General features: G+C 45.8%; 15 protein-coding genes, 1 tRNA gene and 2 riboswitches. Of the genes, 9 read left to right on the top strand and 7 right to left on the bottom strand.

Going from position 1 to position 20,425, the window contains the following annotated elements; translation table 11 throughout:
* Positions 1 to 159: 159 nt before the first annotated feature.
* Positions 160 to 2,463, bottom strand: coding sequence for a 5-methyltetrahydropteroyltriglutamate--homocysteine S-methyltransferase (gene metE / locus ED312_RS05865; RefSeq protein ID WP_123215077.1), 2,304 nt, complete (start codon positions 2,461 to 2,463; stop codon positions 160 to 162).
* Positions 2,464 to 2,638: 175 nt separating this feature from the next.
* Positions 2,639 to 2,847, bottom strand: a riboswitch (cobalamin riboswitch).
* 176 nt (positions 2,848 to 3,023) lie between these two features.
* A riboswitch (cobalamin riboswitch) is annotated at positions 3,024 to 3,262 on the top strand.
* Positions 3,263 to 3,327: 65 nt separating this feature from the next.
* Between metE and ED312_RS05870 the strand changes: the two genes are divergently transcribed.
* Complete coding sequence (locus ED312_RS05870; protein ID WP_123215167.1) at positions 3,328 to 5,178, top strand: TonB-dependent receptor plug domain-containing protein; 1,851 nt, start codon at positions 3,328 to 3,330, stop codon at positions 5,176 to 5,178.
* A 91-nt stretch (positions 5,179 to 5,269) separates the two neighbouring features.
* On the opposite strand, the gene ED312_RS05875 is transcribed toward ED312_RS05870, so the two are convergent.
* Positions 5,270 to 6,730: a S41 family peptidase gene (locus tag ED312_RS05875; protein WP_123215078.1), complete on the bottom strand. Its 1,461-nt coding sequence runs from the start codon at positions 6,728 to 6,730 to the stop codon at positions 5,270 to 5,272.
* Between the two features lie 339 nt (positions 6,731 to 7,069).
* Between ED312_RS05875 and ED312_RS05880 the strand changes: the two genes are divergently transcribed.
* The 4 genes from ED312_RS05880 (at position 7,070) to ED312_RS05895 (ending at position 9,374) form a co-directional block, all read left to right on the top strand.
* Positions 7,070 to 7,579: an RNA polymerase sigma factor gene (locus tag ED312_RS05880; protein WP_123215079.1), complete on the top strand. Its 510-nt coding sequence runs from the start codon at positions 7,070 to 7,072 to the stop codon at positions 7,577 to 7,579.
* Positions 7,566 to 7,997 (top strand): hypothetical protein, encoded by a 432-nt coding sequence (locus ED312_RS05885; RefSeq protein WP_123215080.1) that lies wholly within the window; start codon positions 7,566 to 7,568, stop codon positions 7,995 to 7,997. The genes ED312_RS05880 and ED312_RS05885 overlap by 14 nt, the downstream gene beginning before the upstream one ends.
* Before the next feature lie 140 nt (positions 7,998 to 8,137).
* Complete coding sequence (locus ED312_RS05890; protein ID WP_123215168.1) at positions 8,138 to 8,677, top strand: DUF4252 domain-containing protein; 540 nt, start codon at positions 8,138 to 8,140, stop codon at positions 8,675 to 8,677.
* Positions 8,678 to 8,822: 145 nt separating this feature from the next.
* Entirely contained in the window at positions 8,823 to 9,374 is a 552-nt protein-coding gene (locus ED312_RS05895; protein ID WP_170164452.1) for a DUF4252 domain-containing protein, read from the top strand.
* 89 nt (positions 9,375 to 9,463) lie between these two features.
* On the opposite strand, the gene purB is transcribed toward ED312_RS05895, so the two are convergent.
* The 5 genes from purB to ED312_RS05920 form a co-directional block, all read right to left on the bottom strand.
* Positions 9,464 to 10,807, bottom strand: a complete 1,344-nt coding sequence (gene purB / locus ED312_RS05900) for an adenylosuccinate lyase (protein WP_123215082.1) — start codon at positions 10,805 to 10,807, stop codon at positions 9,464 to 9,466.
* Positions 10,808 to 10,860: 53 nt separating this feature from the next.
* The gene (locus ED312_RS05905; RefSeq protein WP_123215083.1) at positions 10,861 to 11,415 is read right to left on the bottom strand and encodes an outer membrane beta-barrel protein; all 555 of its coding nucleotides are present in this window, start codon (positions 11,413 to 11,415) and stop codon (positions 10,861 to 10,863) included.
* Between the two features lie 112 nt (positions 11,416 to 11,527).
* On the bottom strand, positions 11,528 to 11,830 hold the full coding sequence (locus ED312_RS05910; protein WP_123215084.1) for a DUF3817 domain-containing protein: 303 nt from the start codon (positions 11,828 to 11,830) through the stop codon (positions 11,528 to 11,530).
* A gap of 68 nt (positions 11,831 to 11,898) precedes the next feature.
* The gene (lpdA, locus tag ED312_RS05915) at positions 11,899 to 13,290 is read right to left on the bottom strand and encodes a dihydrolipoyl dehydrogenase (protein WP_123215085.1); all 1,392 of its coding nucleotides are present in this window, start codon (positions 13,288 to 13,290) and stop codon (positions 11,899 to 11,901) included.
* A 163-nt stretch (positions 13,291 to 13,453) separates the two neighbouring features.
* The gene (locus ED312_RS05920; RefSeq protein ID WP_123215086.1) at positions 13,454 to 14,575 is read right to left on the bottom strand and encodes a PQQ-dependent sugar dehydrogenase; all 1,122 of its coding nucleotides are present in this window, start codon (positions 14,573 to 14,575) and stop codon (positions 13,454 to 13,456) included.
* Positions 14,576 to 14,736: 161 nt separating this feature from the next.
* Here ED312_RS05920 and ED312_RS05925 point away from each other — a divergent pair.
* From ED312_RS05925 to ED312_RS05940, 4 genes are all read left to right on the top strand, one after another.
* Positions 14,737 to 14,810 (top strand) — tRNA-Pro (locus tag ED312_RS05925).
* A 443-nt stretch (positions 14,811 to 15,253) separates the two neighbouring features.
* On the top strand, positions 15,254 to 15,811 hold the full coding sequence (locus ED312_RS05930) for an RNA polymerase sigma-70 factor (protein WP_123215087.1): 558 nt from the start codon (positions 15,254 to 15,256) through the stop codon (positions 15,809 to 15,811).
* A 59-nt stretch (positions 15,812 to 15,870) separates the two neighbouring features.
* Positions 15,871 to 16,854 carry a FecR family protein gene (locus tag ED312_RS05935; RefSeq protein ID WP_123215088.1) on the top strand — a complete coding sequence of 328 codons (984 nt, stop codon included), beginning with the start codon at positions 15,871 to 15,873 and terminating at the stop codon, positions 16,852 to 16,854.
* 134 nt (positions 16,855 to 16,988) lie between these two features.
* Positions 16,989 to 20,342, top strand: coding sequence for a SusC/RagA family TonB-linked outer membrane protein (locus ED312_RS05940; protein WP_123215089.1), 3,354 nt, complete (start codon positions 16,989 to 16,991; stop codon positions 20,340 to 20,342).
* Positions 20,343 to 20,425: the final 83 nt, after the last annotated feature.

Here is a 20,425-nt window from a genome sequence, read left to right on the forward strand (position 1 = left end):
GTTTTTTCAGGAGATATTTTTAAAATTATTTATTAAAACACGGTTCATGATAGTGATTTACGAATTTTTTCAAGGAGGGGGAAAATAAGGAAAGGCTGTTTTTTTACCTCCGGGAGATATAAAACAGCCTTTCTTTAAAGTTAAATACGGTGATACGGATCAGGAAACGGGCTGATCTACACTTTCCCTGATTTTTGCTGCAGCCTTTACCATATTGGTAAGAGCAGCTTCAGTCTCTTCCCATTTACGGGTTTTCAGTCCGCAGTCCGGGTTTACCCAAATGTTTTGTGCAGGTAACAGCGCACTTGCTTTTTCGAGCAATGCAACCATTTCTTCTACGGTAGGGACCCGCGGTGAATGAATATCATACACTCCGGGGCCTATTTCGTTCGGATATTTGAAATCCGAAAAGGCTTCCAGCAATTCCATTTGCGAACGGGAAGTTTCTATGGTAATGACATCTGCGTCCATGGCGGCTATGTGCTCTATGATGTCGTTAAACTCGCTGTAACACATGTGGGTATGTATCTGGGTCTCGTCTTTGACGCCACTGGCGGATATTCGGAAAGCTTTTATGGCCCAGTCCAGGTAGACAGGCCAGTCTCTCTTGCGGAGGGGTAAACCTTCCCGGATAGCGGGTTCGTCGATCTGTATCATGGAGATACCTGCTTTTTCCAGGGCTACGACTTCATCCCTGATCGCCAAAGCGATCTGGAATGTAGTTTCCGATCGTGGCTGATCGTCCCTTACAAAGGACCATTGCAATATGGTAACCGGACCGGTAAGCATTCCCTTGACAATTTTGTCCGTGTGTTCCTGGGCAAAACGGCTCCAGCGAACGGTCATATCTTCGGGCCTGCTCGCATCTCCGAAAATAATAGGGGGCTTTACGCAGCGGCTGCCATAGCTTTGTACCCACCCGTTTTTGGTGAACACAAAACCTTCCAGCAACTCCCCGAAATACTCTACCATGTCATTGCGTTCAAATTCTCCGTGAACCAGTACGTCCAGGCCTATACGTTCCTGAATATCTATGGCCTCGATGGTTGCGGCTTCGATCTTCGCTTCATATTCGGTATGGCTAAGGGTACCTTTCTTCAGTGCGGCACGAAGTTTACGGATGTCCGTGGTCTGCGGAAAGGAGCCGATGGTGGTCGTAGGATAGAGGGGAAGCCCGAAACGTGTTTGCTGCAGTTTCTGCCTTGTTTCAAAACCAGAGAGCCTGGAGGTGTCTTTTCCGGAAATTGCAGCTACCCGGTCTTTCACTTCCTGTTTATGGATCAGAGACGACATACGCCTGCTTTCCAGGGCCTTTGTGTTTTCTTCCAGTAAGGCCTTGTTGCCGTTCAGGATGTCATAGAGATCGGATATTTCTCCGAGTTTCTGCCGGGCAAAAGCAAGCCAGTTCTTTATTTCCGGAGCCAGTTCCGTTTCCGCTTCCAGGTCGTAGGGTGTATGAAGGAGGGAAGATGAAGGAGCTATAAAGACTCTTTCGTTTCCCAGGGCCGTAGTGGCTTTTCCGATGAATTCCAGCGACTTTCTATAATCGTTCTTCCAGATGTTACGTCCGTCTACCACGCCCAGGGAGAGCGACAAGCTTTCCGGGATTGCCTTCAGTACAGTGTCCAATTGTTGTGGTGCCCGCACCAGGTCTATATGAAGCGCTTTTACAGGAAGCGAAGCGGCGAGATCCGTATTGTCGCCCAGGGCTTCAAAATAAGTAGCGACCATGATGTTAAGGTCCTTACAGGCTTTGGCAATGGTGGTATAGGCTTCTTTGTAGGCTTTCTTTTCGTTTTCGGTAAGATCAAGGGACAAAAAGGGCTCGTCCAGCTGTACCCATTCCGCACCAAGGTCTTTGAGTTTGTTCAAGACTTCCAGGTATACCGGGAGCAGGTTTTTAAGAAGGTCTATACGGTGAAAACCTTCTTCTTTTTCTTTACCGAGTAAAAGGTAGGAAACGGGGCCGACTAGAACGGGCTTCGGTGTTTTGTCCAGTACCTTCTTGGCTTCGGTAAACTCTTCGGTTATTTTGGAAGAGAACCATTTAAATTCCTGGTCTTTATAGAATTCGGGCACGATATAGTGATAATTGGTGTCGAACCATTTGGTCATTTCCATGGCGGTAATGTCCAGTCCGCCTTTCTGATATCCCCTGGCCATGGCGAAATACAGGTCGAGTTCGGTATTATCCTTGTTCTGTGTCAGTACAGGAGTGTAGCGTTTAGGAATGGCACCGAGGGTGAGGGACATGTCCAGGACCTGATCGTAAAAGCTGAAATCGTTACAGGGCACCAGGTCTATACCTGCCTCCTGTTGTACTTTCCAGTTCTGCCTGCGGAGCCCTTCCGCAACGGAGAGCAGTTCGTTCCGGTCAATGCCGCCCGACCAATACTGTTCACAGGCTTTTTTCAGTTCACGCCGGGCGCCGATACGGGGGTAGCCCAAATTGTTTTTTTGCATTTTAAAATAGCATTAAGTTAAACATCAAATACATTAATGTTCCTTACCAACTATTTTTCCGTATGCCTTAAATGAATCGTAGAAGAGAGGATAAATCCGTCAGCAGAACACACCACCCGGGCAGGTGATTTTTCCGCAAAAATATCCCGACTACTGCTTCAAAACCGCGAAAGCATACGTCTCTGCATTATAAGCAAGTCTCCTGGCTTGTAACATTGCTGCCATCCTTCTCATCCCGGGAGCTGTAGGGACAATGGATTGTGGTACGGCAGCAACTTCGCGTTACTTACAGTTGCGCGTCAGCCCGTGATTTTCACACGGTTCCTTTTTAAGAAGTAACCCCTGATATTTGGGTGCAACTTCACTTATAATGGGAAATAGTATGTATGAACGGTACAAAGGTAGTTAATAAAAGTTAGAAGTACGAAGTTGGAAGTTAGAAGTTCCGGGTCATTCAGGTAGTCAAGAGGCCCCTCGCGGGCTCAGGGTGATAAGGAATGCTTAGAATAGTAAGGTTTTTACTTCGTACTTCTAACTTCGTACTTCCAACTTTAGTTCGTACTTTTGCCGCAAAATCTGGTTCGGCATTGCCGATGAAAAGGGAACCGGGTGTAAAACCCGGGCTGTACCCGCAACTGTAAGCTCAGTCCCGTCCCGATCCCGATAATTATCGGGATTATCGGGAGCTATCGGGATGCCTGTTACAATCACTTCGTTGCCACTGTTCCGATAATTATCCGAACGGGAAGGCCTGTAACAGGACGCAAGCCAGGAGACCTGCCTGATTTTAAACGGATGTCAAACTTTCGGGATAAAAGTTTGCGTATGCATAGCCATACTTTTTCCCATGTATTAAACACAAAAATGAAGAAAAGAACAATTTCTTTCGGTGCTCTGGCACTGCTATGTACTGCGGGTTTTGCCCAGGAAGTACAAGAACTGGACGAAGTAGTCGTTACAGATTCCCGCTTTGAACTGAAACGGGAGAATTCCGGAAAAACGGTAATTAAAATTACCTCCGAAGAACTGGAGAAGAACCAGGGAAAAACCCTGGCAGAAGTAATCAATACCAAGAGCGGTATAGAAATAGGGGGGAGCCGCAGTAATGCCGGGCAAAACCTGGGGTATTATATCAGGGGCGGAGGTAACCGGCAGGTACTGGTGCTTATAGACGGTGTGCAAATGAGCGACCCGTCTTCCATTTATAACGATTTCGACCTGCGCCTGGTAGATCTCAGCAAGGTAGAATCCGTAGAGATCGTCAAAGGAGCGGCCAGTACCCTTTATGGTAATGCCGCCGCTACGGCAGTAATAAACATTACCACCAAAAAAACGGCAGACAAACCCCTGTCTGCAACCTTCCGTTCCAGTATAGGTACTAACCAGTCGCACAATGACCAGGATTACGACCTGGCCGATTTTTCCAATAGTGTTGCCGTAAGCGGAACTTCCGGTAAGGTAACCTACCAGGCAGGTTTTGCACAACAATATACGGACGGGCTTTCTGCTGCCGTATCCGGAACGGAAAGAGATCCTTTTTCCCGTTTCAATACCAATGTAAAAGTAGGTTATAAAGCAACAGAGCGGTTTTCCGTGGATGTATTCGGTAACTATGATAAGTTCAAGGCGGATATAGACGGGTATACGAACGAAGGTTTTTCCGATACGTCCGACCGGAGTCTGAGTAAACAATACCGTACGGGCATAGCTCCCAGATTTACCTACGGGAACGGCAGTGTACAGGCCAGTGTTGCTTATAACAAGATAGAACGGGAAACCATATCTGACTTTCCTTCGGCATACGATGCCAACAGCCTGGTGGTGGACCTGTATAACAAATACAATTTTAACGACCGTTTCTATACTATAGTAGGGGTGAATTATATTCGCAGCGAAGCGGAATTTGACCGTGACCGTGACTTTACCATTGCCGACCCCTATGCCAATGTGGTATGGGTGTCCGGTTTCGGGCTTAACATGAACGCCGGGGCAAGGCTGAATAACCACAGCGATTATGGCACACATTTTACGTATAACCTGAACCCTTCTTTTACTTTTCCGTTACAGGAAAAGAGTTATATCAAGGCTTTGGGGTCTTTCAGTACATCGTACATAGCTCCCAGCTTATCGCAACTTTACGGAGATTTTGGCCCGAATCCGGATTTGGAACCGGAAGAAGACCGTACGTTGGAAGGAGGATTGGAATACGGTTCCGGGGCGTGGCGGTTAAGTGCTTTGTACTTTAACCGAAAAGAAGAGAATCGTATTGATTACCTGTTGATAAACCCGGATAATTTCGTGTACCAATATAGGAATGTAATGGGGGACTTTACCGTGAATGGTGTAGAAACCGAACTTTCTGTAAAGCCTGTGGACTTCCTTCAGCTGGATGCGAATTATACCTTTACCGAAAAACGCGACCAGGTAGCACTTCGTATTCCGAAACATAAAGTCAATGCCACTGCCGGGTTTACCCTGTGCCCCACAACTTTTGCGTCTGTCAGTTACCAGTACGTGGATGACCGCCTGGACTCCGGCGAAATCCTGATGGATAGCTTTTCCACTTTCGATGCCTATATAAGCCACAGCATCCTGAAAAACAAAATGAAACTCTTTGCCAATGTAAGCAATATTTTCAATGAGGATTATGTAGAACTGGTAGGGTATACGACCAGGGGGAGGAATGTGAGAGTAGGGTTTAGTTTGGTGTTTTAAGCAAACAAATAAGTAAGAAAATAACGCCCCGGGTTCGCATAAAAGATCCCGGGGCGTTATTTATGGCAGATTGAAATTTGCGATTAGGTTTTTATTCTTCCGGATCTTTAGGTGTTATATACATATTATCTTTCATTGGGGTAAATCTTTTACTGTCCGTCAGTATTTCAATGGACATTCCCGGCCCGGTTTTCGCCAGCCTTGCAGAAACTCCGGTTATTTCCTGGATAGCCCTGGCCAAAAGCGGTTCATTGGTGCTACCCAATATTCCCATATTTTCCAGGTCTTCATAAAGTTCGATATCGGGAATAAGTCCCTCAGTGTAATCCGAAAAGCCGTCCGCATTTTCGCTTCTGCCTATAAGTGGCTGCATTCCCCAGGAGTTGTTCGGGTTGATTGCGTTTTTGCGAGATTCATTATATATATAATTATACTCAGGAGCATCTACCAGGGTTATGGAAAATTCATTTTTTCCTGTGGTTTCTGAACCGATATGGATTACATCAATGTACGGAGCTAACCCATTCATCACTAATTCACTTGCTGAAGCACTGCTTTCTAATGCCAGTACATATACCTTGTTTAGTCCGAGGCTGTTTATTGCCGTTCCGTCCGAGAGTTCGTCCGGGAAATAATCCTCTAAATCACTTTTTGAAAATTGAGATTGTAACTTTTCATTATAGCGCTGCTTAATAAATAATTCTCCGGTGAACTGGCCGGTAATCATGCTTGACAATTGAAGTGCCGAATTAACGGAGCCTCCCGGGTTGTATCGTAAATCCAGGACGAGGTCTGTTACGCCCTGGCTTTTAAAGTCACTGAAAACATCGTTCAGTGTATTATCGAAAGAAGCTGTAAAGCCATTATATACAAGATACCCTATTTTATGACTTCCAATGGTAAATACATCATACAGGTAAACAGGATCTTCGGTATATTCATGTTTGGTCAGTGTTACTTCTTCGCCGTTAGGAGAAATAGTATTATTCTCTACATCACCCATATTGAGTGTGTAAGTATCATTTTGCCCGAAAAGTAACTCACTATAATTGTCGACGGTAAGCGTTGTTCCGTTAACAGCTACAAATACATCCCCACGCCGGATATTTTTGGTAGAAGCATCGGAATTGGGTAATATATACCTTACATATCCGAATACATCATCGCTGTTCGAATACTTACTCAATCCAAACTCTACGCCATTGGTTTTGTATATTCCCTGTTGCGAATTGACAAGTTCATTATAGTCCTCCACGATCCAGGAGAAACGGTCCCTGTCTGATTCACTTCTGTTATATTTTAAGTGCTCAAACAATGCTTCCGGATCGGAATAATTACTTAAAAAATCTCGGTATTCCTGGTTACTGGAAAACCGTGTATCGCTAAGGTCAGCGACATCTCCCTGCCAGTAATACCACAAGTTAAGCGCCTTCCAGACAAAATCCTGGACTTCCAGGTTTTCCGATGGCTTAGGTACAAAAGCATCATCGTCCTTATCGGAACAGCTCCATAAAACCAGGCCGGATACAAAGAGGTAAAAAAGCTTTTTCATACATTTATGTTTTTTGATCGCAAGACAAAAGGCAGGGGGGTGTGTTTCGTCTTTGGTACAGTTAGGATTAGGTTATTGAAATTACTATTATTTGTTGGTTAAACTAACACATAGATAACGGTTATCCGTATAAGCAAGGAGGGGGCACCCGGTTATAAAACGCTAAATTTACTTTAATTATTGGCTTTTGGAAATTTTTTGTAACATTTTTTCAACTCGTTCGTCTCCCTTTTGAACGACCGCTATTAAGGTACCTTTAAAAACAGATGCGGAACAGAAAAAACAAAGTAACCAATAGTAATTGTTTTCCCGGGAAGGAAACAGACTAACCGACAAAAAATGAAACAGGCAGAGTTTTTACATACTGTGATGCCTTTTAAGGACAAGCTGTTCCGGCTGGCCAAACGGCTCCTAGTATCTACTGAAGAGGCTGAAGATGCCATGCAGGAGGTACTGCTGAAATTGTGGGCCAATAAAAGTAAGATAGGTACCTACAGAAGTGTAGAGGCCTTTGCGGTTACGGCGACCAAAAATTATTGCCTGGACAGGCTGCGTTCCAAACAGGCAGGAAACCTGAAACTGGTGCACAGTAATTATACGGATGAAAATATTTCTTTGCAACGGGAGATAGAGGCCAGAGACAGCGTGTCCCTCATGCAGGAGATCATGGAAAGCCTGCCCGAACAGCAAAAGATCATATTGCAGTTGCGGGATGTGGAACAATACGAATTCGAAGAAATAAGTGAAATGCTGGACATGAACCCCACCGCGGTGCGGGTAGCCTTGTCGAGAGCCCGGAAAACGGTCCGGGAAGAACTGATAAAAAAACACAATTATGGAGTTGGCTAGGATAGAAAAACTGGTGGAAAAGTACTTTGAGGGTACAACCACAACAGCAGAAGAAAAGGAACTTAGGGCTTATTTCTCACAAGACGAGGTGGCTCCGCACCTGGTGGCTTACCGGCCTATGTTCCGGTATTTTTCGGAAGCAAGAAAAGAAAAGTCTGAAAAGGAATTTCGGATTAAACCCGGTAAGAGACGAAATTACGCCTGGCTTTCGGTTGCGGCTACAGTAGCAATAGCTGTGGGGATATGGTTTTCCAGCCGTCCGTCCGCGGAAGAAAAAGAGGCTTTGCTCGCTTACCAGGAAACTGTAGAGGCCCTCTATATGATAGGGGAAAACCTGAACAAAGGGACAGACAAAATAGAATACCTGAACGAGTTCGAAGAAACAAAAAATAAAATATTACCTGTAGAGAACAGGTGAAAAACCGAAAACAAAAAGAAAAAACAAAACCATAACGATTTACAGTAAAACAGAAAAAGATGAAAAAGTTGAGAGAATTCCATGGACTTTCCTGTTCGGAAAGCCGGGAAAAGCACGGTAAAACCTCCGGATTGACCAGAATGACGAGCAGAAAATGGATGGTGTGCATGCTGCTTGCGATATTGCCTGCCCTGGGGTTTTCACAGTCCGAATTTGATAGGTTTGAGGCTATGGATGACGTGTCGGCAGTGATAGTAAACCAGAACATGTTTAAATTATTTTCAAGAATAGAAGCAGACGATCCGGAAGCGAAGGAGTTTATGAGTATGGTGAAATCATTGAAGAACCTGAAAGTGTTCTCTACCGAAAACAAGGCCATAGCGAAAGAAATGCAGTCTACCATGAATGACTATATTAAAAAATCCTCCCTGGAAGAACTCATGAGGGTCAAAGACAAGGGGTCCAATGTAAAGTTCTATATCCGTCCGGGCCGCGATGAAGACCATGTAAGCGAATTGCTGATGTTTGTTTCCGGAATGAAAGACGTGGAAATAGGAGGTACCAATATAGAAACGGTATTGCTGTCCCTTACCGGGGATATAGACCTGAACAAGATAAGTATGCTTACCAAAAAAATGAACCTTCCTTCCGAACTGGATGAGGCCGGGAAGAACCGATAGGTAGAGTTGACAGGGGAATTTCGGGTAGCGTTAAGGCATGACTGAAAAGCGGAGACCTTTATTCTGCCCGGAATCCTGTAATTAAAACCGGAAACTAACCGGATATATGGAGAATAAAACAGGATGTAATCAAAATAATATACCAATGAAGCGACGAAATAATTTATGGACAGGTGCATTTCTGGCCCTCTTTCTGGCGGTAATGAGTGCGTGCGGTGACGGGCAGAGCCTTCAGCAATACTATGTAGATAGTGCTGAAAAAGAAGGCTTTATCAGCCTGGATATACCTTCCAGCATGCTGAATATATCTAATGCCGATCTTACGGAAGAACAGAAAGAGGCTTATAGATCAGTTAAAAAGCTTAATGTCCTCGCCCTCCCGGTGACGACAGAGAACAGGGAAGTCTTCGAGACTGAGAAAGCAAAAGTGAATGCCATACTTGCGGAGGGTGGTTTCCAGGAATTATTCCGGATGTCCGATAAAAACAGGCGTGCGGTGCTGAAATATCTTGGAGATGACAAATCTATTGATGAAGTAGTGTTTTTCGGGGCAGACCCCGATCGCGGTTTTGCTTTGGTACGTATTCTCGGAAAAGGAATGAACCCGGAAAAAATGATGGAATTCGTAAAGCTCATCGAAAAATCGGATATCGATGAAGGACAGCTCGGAGACCTGAAAAAGCTTTTGGGGGAATAGTTTAAAGAACAGGATCGCTCTAAAAAAAGATGTCTGAAAAGTAACTTATTTCCTGTTATTTTCAGACATCTCCTTTAAATTTCCCTTTTTCAGATCCCTGTATAATTGGCAGGGGTTATTTGCTTCAGTTCGTTCTTAATGGCGTCCGGGACATCTAGGGTATCTATAAACTTTGCTATGGATTGACGGTTTATTTTCTCATTGGTACGGGTAAGGCCTTTCAGGGCTTCGTAGGGGTTAGGATAACCTTCCCGCCGGAGTATGGTCTGAATGGCTTCCGCTACAACAGCCCAGTTGTTTTCCAGGTCTTCGGCAAATTTCTCTTTATTCAGCAGCAGTTTGTTTAATCCTTTAAGGGTAGACAAAAAGCCGATCAGCGTATGTCCGAAAGGTACACCGATATTTCGCAGCACGGTACTGTCCGTCAGGTCGCGTTGCAGCCTGGATACGGGTAGTTTGGCCGACAGGTGTTCGAATATGGCATTGGCAATTCCCAGGTTTCCTTCCGAATTCTCAAAATCTATCGGGTTCACCTTATGCGGCATGGCCGAAGACCCCACTTCACCTTCTTTGATCTTCTGTTTGAAATAGTCCATGGAAATATAGGTCCAGATATCCCTGTCCAGATCAATTAAAATGGTATTGATGCGTTTTAGTGCGTCGAACAGGCCGGCCATATGATCGTAATGTTCTATTTGCGTAGTGGGGAAAGAATGGCTTAATCCCAGCATTTCTTCTACGAAATGGGTACCGAAGGCTTTCCAGTTGGTTTCGGGGTATGCTACGTGGTGTGCATTGTAATTTCCTGTGGCCCCACCGAATTTAGCAGCATACGGAATGGTTTTCAGGACTGCCAGCTGCTCTTCGATACGGGTAATGAAGACCTGTATTTCCTTGCCGAGACGGGTAGGGGAAGCCGGTTGGCCGTGTGTGCGGGCCAGCATGGGAATATCGGCCCAGCCGGCTGCAAGTTCCTTTAGCTTTACAAGTACTTTATCCAGGCACGGAATATATGTTTCCTCCACCGCTTCTTTCAGTGACAAGGGGATGGATGTATTGTTGATGTCCTGGGAGGTAAGTCCGAAGTGGATAAATTCCTTCGAAGCGGACAGCCCGAGGCCATCGAACTTTTGTTTGATGAAATATTCCACCGCTTTCACATCGTGGTTGGTGGTTTTTTCGATCTCTTTTATAGCTTCGGCATCTTGTGCTGAAAAGTTGGTATATATACCTCTCAGGTCTCCGAAAAGGGCCCGGTCAAAATCCTTTAATTGCGGTAAGGGAAGGTTGCAGAGGGCAATAAAATACTCGATCTCTACCCGTACCCGGTATTTGATAAGGGCTTCTTCGGAAAAGAAAGGGGCCAGGTTTTCGGTTTTGTTCCGGTATCTCCCGTCAATAGGGGAAATGGCATTCAGTTCAGTAAGTTGCATTGTTGATAGTCTGTAAAAGAGATGATTTATTCGGTTTTGTGAAACAGTATTTCTTACAGGAATATGATAATCCCGAGCCTCAGTTCGTTCAGGTCCAGGCCGAAACCGTAGTTGTCCGAATCTTTACCTTCATTATCATAACCGAACCGGCCTATGATGGCGTCAAAGGCAATGCTGTCGTTGAGCCGGTAAGTGAGGCCGGGCCGCAGGTTAACACCCCACGCAAAATTGTCCGCACTACTGTCTTTGGCCCACCCGAGTCTCACGTCTCCCTGTGCAAAGGGCATCAGTTTTGAAGCAGGAAACCAGTATTTCCTGGCGTAGGGAAGTACGCCGTAAAATTCTTTTTTGGAACTTACCCCGTCAATTTTTACTTTGGATTGTTCGTATCCGGCACTGAGACCTACTACAAAATCATTTTCCAGGAAAATACCGATGGAAGGTAATATGGAAAAATCGGTGGTCTCGGTGCCCGAGTTGTTATCTTTGGAAAAACCAAAAGATCCCCCTACCATCCATTTTCCCTTAAGTAGCTCTTCGCCTTCCTGTGCATGAAGGTTGGAAACGGCAATAAAGCCCATGGCCATTAACAATACGATCTTTTTCATTTTATCAGCATTTAGGTGTTAATCTGGCAAAAATAAGATATATCCCGAAGTTAGGTCATAACTTAGGCATTAAATAGTCTCAAAAGCCGGTGTTTTTCGAATTATTGTCGGGTTATGATGAGGTGGAAAAGGTGTTTTGATCTTCCCTGAGGTATTTTTTCTCGGCGTAAAAGGTACCGAAAGGTAGCAGCGCGGCGATAAAGAGCAGCGAGAACCGTTTCAGTCCCCAGTTCTTTTGATAACATACCAGTACGGCAAGAATCACATAAAGAATAAAAAGAAAACCGTGGATATACCCGATCATCATATTAGTGGCCGTATGTGCAAAAATATATTTTAACGGCATGCCTACCAGAAACAGCAATAAATATGAAATACCTTCCAGAATGGCGGTTATCCTGAAGCTTTTTAACATGATATAGGATTTAAAAAAAGCTTCCGCTAAAATACCGCAGAAGCTTTTGTATGGTGTTAGGTTATCTCTTAGAGATGGATTACTTCGTCATAAGCATCTGCAACGGCTTCCATCACTGCTTCACTCATTGTGGGGTGTGGGTGTACGGCTTTGAGTACTTCATGACCGGTAGTTTCCAGTTTCCGGGCTACAACGGCCTCTGCGATCATGTCGGTAACCCCGGCGCCGATCATATGGCAGCCCAGCCATTCGCCATACTTGGCATCGAAGATCACTTTTACAAAACCATCGGCATTGCCACTGGCTTTTGCCTTACCGGAAGCAGAGAAAGGGAATTTACCTACTTTGATATCATATCCTTTTTCCCTGGCCTGTTTTTCGGTCAGTCCTACGGAAGCTACTTCGGGTATGCAATATGTACATCCGGGTATGTTGCCATAGTCCAGGGCTTCCACATGCATACCTGCAATTTTCTCTACGCAGAGAATACCTTCGGCAGAAGCTACGTGTGCCAAAGCCTGCCCCGGAGTTACATCGCCTATGGCATAGTATCCCGGTATATTGGTCTGGTAGTAATCGTTAACCACTATTTTGTCCCTGTCGGTAGCGATACCGACGTCCTCCAGGCCTATGTTTTCGATATTGGTTTTGATACCTACGGCAGAGAGCACAATGTCCGCTTCCAGTACTTCTTCGCCTTTTTTGGTTTTTACCGTGGCTTTGACCCCTTTTCCGGAAGTGTCTACTTTAGTAACTTCGGCAGAGGTCATTATTTTTACTCCTGCTTTTTTAAAGCTTCTTTCCAGTTGTTTGGAGACGTCCTCGTCCTCTACGGGAACGATATTCGGCAAATATTCCACTACGGTCACTTCCGTTCCCATGGTATTGTAGAAGTAAGCAAATTCGATCCCGATGGCCCCGGAACCTACTACAATCAGTTTTTTAGGTTGTTCCGGCAGGTTCATGGCTTCGCGATAGCCTATCACTTTTTTCCCGTCCTGTGGCAGACTTGGTAATTCCCTGGAACGTGCGCCGGTAGCTATGATAATATGATCGGCCTGGTATTCGGTTTTTTTGTCATCACTTCCGGTTACTTCTACCTTTTTACCCGGTTTCACCTTCCCGTAACCGTTGATAACATCTATTTTGTTCTTTTTCATCAGGAACTGTACTCCTTTGCTCATGCCATCGGCAACACCCCTGCTTCTTTTTATTACGGCACCGAAATCCTTGTCATATTCCTTTACACTAAGTCCGTAGTCTCCGGCATGTTTCAGGTATTCGAATACCTGTGCGCTCTTGAGCAATGCCTTGGTAGGGATACAACCCCAGTTCAGACAAACGCCCCCCAGGTTCTCTTTTTCTACAATAGCGGTTTTAAAGCCCAATTGTGAGGCTCTGATGGCAGTAACATATCCTCCGGGGCCACTGCCCACAACTATGACATCGTATTTACTCATTTTTATCGTTTTTTATGACCAAAAAATTCGGTTACGAAGGTACGCAATTAGTTTTAAAATTCGGGAACGGCATTTCCATATTATGACAGCTGTGACATTTTGGGTCAAAACGGTGATAAATGAGGCATGATGGTATGTGAGAGGGATGTGTGTCTCACCGGTATCAGGGTTTTTCCGGAACTATTTTTACAATACCTTTGCCTTCTATGGCGGCATAGATATACCCGTCGGGTCCTTGTCTTACGTCGCGTACACGGCCTGTACCGGGGAGCAGTTTTTCCCGGTAGGTCACTTCGTTGCCGTTCATTACAAGCCTTTCCAGGTACTGGAATGACAGAGAACCGGCAAGGAGATTTCCCTTCCAGTCCGGGTATATATCGGAAGTAACAAAAGCCATGCCGCTCGGGGCTATGGAAGGTACCCAATAATATACGGGCTGTTCCATACCTTCTTTTTCGGTTTCTTCGGAAATGACCGTACCGTCATAATCGATACCATAGGTAATGACCGGCCAGCCGTAATTGGCTCCCTTTTTAACGATATTTATTTCATCTCCGCCTTTCGGGCCGTGTTCATGCACCCATATCTCCCCGGTTTCCGGATGAACGACCATACCTTGCGGATTGCGGTGGCCGTAACTGTAAATGGCATGTTTGGCTTCGGGATTCCCGGTAAAGGGATTATCCCGCGGAATGCTGCCGTCTTCCTGAATGCGGTATACTTTTCCGCCATCGCGGGTAATATCCTGTGGATTAATATCACGATCGCCACGTTCCCCTATGGAAAAATAAAGATAACCGTCCCGTCCAAAAACCATACGCGACCCGAAGTGGTGGGATTTGCGGGTATTGGGTGTGCCTTTATAAAGAAGCTGTTTGTCGCTCAGGGCATTACCCTGGATTCTAGCTCGTATAATAGCAGTATGGGCCCCGCTTTCTTCGCCTTCGGGGGAAGCGTAGGACAAGTATATCCAGCCGTTGTTTTCATAATCCGGGTGAAGCAGTATGTCCATTAGTCCGCCCTGTCCGCGGGCGTATACTTCAGGTACATTGCTTATAGTGGTTTTTTCTCCGTCTCTGAAGCGGATCAGCTCTCCCGATCGTTCGGTAATAAGCATGCTGCCATCGGGAAGAAATGCCATGCCCCAGGGAACGCTGAGATCGTCTACAATAGTTTCTACGGTATAATCTACACTTTCGGGTTCGTGTATTGTAGTGTCTTTCTGTTGTGCACAGGCAACTAAGGAGACAATAAACAGCAAAGGAATTATATGTATTTTTCTCATCAGGTCCTTATGAAAATCAGGGTTAATTATTGATTACGGTATGTGTCGTATTTTGCTTTACCTGAACAATTTACAAAGTTTTAGGTGTAAAAAACACAATCGGAATTTTTTTAACAAAAAAATCCTATATTTGCAGCCTTCATACACTTTTAGTTGTATTTCGGGGTGTAGCGCAGCCCGGTAGCGCGCGTCGTTCGGGACGACGAGGTCGTAGGTTCGAATCCTGTCACCCCGACTTTTCAGTATAAAAAGCACTGTTAATCGTATGATTTTCCAGTGTTTTTCATTTTTTATGATCTGAACTGAAATCATCTGAAATCTATGACTGTTTTTCCGGGCATTAAACGTGAGGCCCGCGTTAAATGCTGTTTTGGCCCTGCCACGGACAGGTATACTTTATTATGGCTCCGTTGTTGTGGCTAATCATTCCATTTCCGGCGTTTTGGATTTATTGCAGTTACTGTGGCTTTTATAAACTTTTTTTGCGACGAGTACCCGAATACTTCTAAATATATTATCAGTCATTAATAAAAAGTGCATTTTATTAAAAATCAATTTGTATATTATTCCGTAAATCCAAAGCAATGTATAAGAACCGAAGGATAGCATTTAAAACAGTTTCTTAAACATTTATTAATAACAGCCTCCCGTAAATTTTATACTATTGCCTTTGCTACTATGGAAGTTACAGATAACAAGCTTTTTGACCTTATCCGGGAAAACAACGAACTCGCTTTTCACGAGATCTACAACAGGTATTGGCAGAAACTCCTTGCAATCTCCTTTTCTATTTTACAGGACCGGGAGGCTGCAAAGGATGTAGTGCAGGATGTTTTTATCCGCATATGGATAAAACGCGGGGAACTTGATATCGAAAATGTCAATGCCTATCTGCACCAGGCGGTAAAGCTCAAGTGTTTCGAATATCTTCGCAAAAACAAGATCAATCAGAAACTGCTGGACCGGGTTAATCATATCCTCCATGCCAATGATGTCGAAGAGGCAATGAACCTGAAAGAGACCCAGAGCATCCTTCAGAAAAGTATCCAGTCTATCCCGGCCAAAAGCCTGGCCATATTCCGCATGAGCCGGGACGATTCCATGTCGAACCGGGAGATAGCGGAAAAAATGCAGATATCCAGAAAAGCGGTGGAATATCACATCACTGTTTCCCTGAAGCACCTTCGCAAACTTATCACGGAATCTACGGTTCTCTTTTTATTTTATTTTTTATAATTTTTTAGGGTCATTGCTTTTTTGTGCATCTATAAGGGTAGAAGATCACTTATAGACAGATGGACGAAAAAGAACTACAACGGCTTTTCCGCAAATATGTGGACGGAAAATGCTCGGAAGACGAGAAAAAACTGCTGGACGGGCTTTTTGACAGTTATACCGAAGAGCATGACCACTCCGAATACCTCGATATACAAGGTTCCCGTATAAAAAAGGAAATGTTTTCCAATATCCGGAAGGGTATTCGCAAACACAAAAACAACAGCAAAAAGAACATCTCCGGGCGCTGGATGGCCATCGCTGCCTCTTTTCTTATCCTGATCGGGTTGGGAGCCACCGTATGGCACTACCAGGATGTGCCTATCGGGGACAAAAGCATTTATGAAACGGTAACCACTCCTCAGGGACAGCGCTACAACCTGACCCTGGAAGACGGGACCCGGGTGAAATTAAATGCGGGAAGTACGCTGAGGTTTCCCGACAAATTTCGCGGTGACTCCCGGAAAGTGGAACTTACGGGAGAAGCATTTTTTGAAGTGACCTCTAATCCGGAAAAGCCGTTTATCATTCACTCCGGGGGACTTAATACCACAGTCCTGGGCACTTCCTTTAATATACAGGCTTACCCCGAAAATGAAACGGTAAAGGTTACCGTGGCCACGGGAAAAGTAAAAGTAACTCCGGAAAAAGACAGCCCCGGAGAAGCCACAATATTTCTCACTCCCGATCAACAGGCTGTTTTTGACAAACAAGCCCATACCATACACACGCGAAAAGTAAATACGGCACATTTCCTGGAATGGACTGACGGTGTCATACGTTTTGACGATACTTCACTTAGTGAAGCCATTGCCATACTGGAGCGCTGGTACGGAGTGAAGATCCTCCGGGAAGGCAACCTGCAACAATGCCATATCACCGCAAAATTCGAGAAAGCGGAACTTCCCGTAATACTGGAAAGCATCACTTTTGCCAAGGAAGGACTGCAATACGAGTTTGTCTCGGAGAAGACTATTATCCTGAAAGGATCCTGTAATAACTAATCATTAAAACACCGGCCTATGATATAAATCCTCAGAAAACAAAAGGCAGCCCGTAACACTTTGGCGAGCAGAACGGGCCGCCGGAAGCTTAACAGTATTGTATAAACAACAACCATTAAACATTATGTAAAAGTATGAATTCATTAACTGGCAAACAATTACTAAGAGTGACATTCCATGTATTTTGCTATCTGCTCATCTTTACGCTGCTCAACCCTATCCTCGCTGCAGAGATCAAGGGGCAGAATCTCGGAGACGTTAACGTGAACCTTTCTGTCAGGAAAGCATCGGTTACGGATATCCTGAAAGATGTGGAAGCACAGACCGAGTTCCGTTTTGTCTATGACAGAAAGGTGAATACTATCGAGAAGAGGTTCGATATCGACAGGGAAAAAATATCCCTGCTAGAAATCCTTGACCTTATTACAAAAAACACAGGGCTGGCCTACAGGCGTATAGACCAATACATCTCGATCGGGATGACCGGCACCGCCGCCGGGGGGAATACCCCCGCATTTCAGACCGTAACAGGTACGGTCACCGACGAAAACGGGCAGCCACTCCCGGGTGCTACCGTTGTCGAAAAGGGGACTTCCAGGGGGACTTCAGCCGATTTTGACGGCAACTTTACCATAACCCCGTCTTCCCCGGATGCCATTCTGCAAATATCCTATATGGGATATGCCACCCGCGAGGAACCGCTGAATGGCCGTACCTCACTGACCATCAGCCTGCAACCGGACAACGAACTGCTGGATGAAGTAGTAGTCATCGGCTACGGGCAACAGGAACGAAGAGAAGTTACCAGTGCCATATCATCCTTTAAGCCCACCGAGGAAAATGCCCGCCCCGTACTCGGGCCCGACCAGGTGATGCAGGGAAGAATGCCCGGTGTTTATATTTCGGCAGGAGCAGGGACTCCCGGCAGTGACGTGAGGGTGAGCATACGGGGTATAGGTTCCCTGAGCGGACAGAACGAGCCCCTCTATGTTATTGATGGTATTCCCCTGGTAAAACACAACGCCGCCATGTATGACATGGGGGAGAGCATGAACCCCCTGGCCGAACTCAATCCCAATGACATCGAGTCCATAGAAGTGCTGAAGGATGCGGCTTCTGCCGCCATCTATGGTTCCCGGGCCACTAACGGGGTGGTGATTATTACTACGAAATCGGGAAAGGCAGGACAGTCTAAACTCGATATCAGCATGCGTTCCGGCATGCAATACCTGCCCAACCTGGACAAACTGAAAATGGCCGGTTCTGACCTTTACCTGGAAGTACTGAACGAAGCCGTTAACAATTACAATAAGCAGTACGGCTACGTTCCGGGCGACAGCGGGTTCGTACGCTATTACGAAAACCCGTATCCCGGCCTTCCGGATACCGATTGGCTCGACCTGGTGCTGCGGCATGCTTTTGTAAATGATGTAAACCTGTCTTTCTCCGGTGGTACCGAAAGGACCAAACTCTATCTTTCCGGAGGATATTTAGACCAGGAAGGCGTTGTAAAGACCAACAAATTCCGGAAATATACCGCCAAGGTAAACGTAACCCACAAACCGCTGGACTGGCTGGAAGTAGGCACCAATTCCAGCATGAGCTTCACCCGGAACAACCGGATACCCAACGGGGAATTCGGTTCGGCCATCATGCTGCGAAGCGTCGGGCAAAGACCGTTTGACCGCCCTTATAAACCCAACGGTGATTACTATGTGGGCGGTACAGAAGAACTCCGGTATCACAATAACCTGCAAATACTCAACGAACAGGATGCACAACTCGACAACTACCGCTACCTGGGGAACTTTTATGCAGATTTTAAATTCAGCCCGTCCTTCAGCCTGAAAAGTTCCTTCGGGGCCGACATCATCCACACGGAAGATTTCCTCTATTATACGGAAACGCACCCCTATGGTGCGGGAGAAGGGAGGATATTGGACAGGAGAAGGACCATCAGGAACCTGTTGGCAGAGAACACGCTCCATTTCAACAAAACCTTCGGGAACCTGAAGATCAATGCCCTTGCCGGACATTCTTTTCAGAAGGTTACCACCAGTACGTCATACATAGACGGGCGGGGATTTCCTTCGCCTTCTTTTGATGTGATCTCCGTGGCAAGTGAAATTGCCGATGCTTCCACAGGTTTTGGCGAAAGTGCCCTGGAATCGTATTACAGCCGGGTCAACCTGTCATGGGCAGACAAATACCTCCTTTCCATGTCTATCCGGACTGACGGTTCTTCCAAATTTTCGTCTGAAAAACGTTACGGCGCTTTTCCTTCCGTATCGGCAGGCTGGAATATTTCTGAAGAATCCTTCTGGACCTCGGACCGGACAGACCTGAAATTAAGAGCGAGCTTCGGGGCCACGGGGAACCAGGACGGTATAGGCAGCTATGCCTACCAGGCACTCATGAGCGGTGGGGCCAATTACTCCAACAACAGTGGTATTGCCATTTCCACCTACGGAAACCCTGACCTCACCTGGGAGACCGCCGAACAATTTAATGTCGGTACGGATCTTTCCTTCTTCCGGGGAAAACTCAACTTTACGGCCGATTATTTTATTAAAAACACCAAAAACCTGCTCTACAGCATGCCTATTCATGCCACCAGCGGTTTTTCCAGTATTACGAGCAATATCGGCTCCATGCGGAACAACGGCCTGGAACTCTCGTTCAATATCAACCATTCCCTGGGCCCCGTAACGTGGACGAGCGATTTTAACATCTCCTTTATCAGGAACAGACTTACCTCCCTCCTGGGGGACGAAGCCCTTCTTATCGGTGCCAACAGGACCTTGCAGGTAGGGGAAGAAGTAGGAAGTTTCTATATGTATAAAATGCTCGGCATTTTCCAATCGGACGACGAGGTCCCCGAACAGCAATACGAACAGGGGGTCCGTGCGGGTGATGTACACTACGAGGACGTCAACGGCGATGGTATCATTAATGTGGATGACCGCCAGATCATCGGATCTTCCAACCCGGATTATTTCGGGGGATGGTCTAACATGTTCCGCTACAAAGGGTTCGATCTGAACGTCTTCTTTACCTATTCCTATGGCAATGACATTTATGCTACCTGGAGAAAGACTACGGACAGGATAGGTTATGGCGATCAGGGATTCCGAGAAGAAGTTGCCCTGAAACGATGGACCGGTCCGGGAACCAGTAACGAAGTGCCACGGGCCATACATGGTAACAATCATAATCTCGACAACTCCAGCCGTTTTCTGGAAGATGGCTCTTTCATCCGTTTGAGGTCGTTGACGCTGGGTTATTCCCTGCCCAAACCCCTGCTGGAAAAACTGGGGATGTCCAGATTAAGGCTTTATCTCCAGGGCGATAACCTTCATCTCTGGACCAATTACTCCGGAATAGACCCCGAGGTATCCAAGAACTTCGACGCGAGATTCATGTCTGACGATAACATGAACCTGCCGCAGCCCAGGACCATCAGCCTCGGTATCAATGCTACTTTTTAACACTAAACCAAAATGATCATGAAATGCCCGTCAGTCAATGGTAAAGAGTCGATAATACCCGTGCAGCTATTATTTTATTATTG

Origin of the sequence: Sinomicrobium pectinilyticum (genome assembly GCF_003725735.1) — a bacterium.
Taxonomy (GTDB): domain Bacteria; phylum Bacteroidota; class Bacteroidia; order Flavobacteriales; family Flavobacteriaceae; genus Sinomicrobium; species Sinomicrobium pectinilyticum.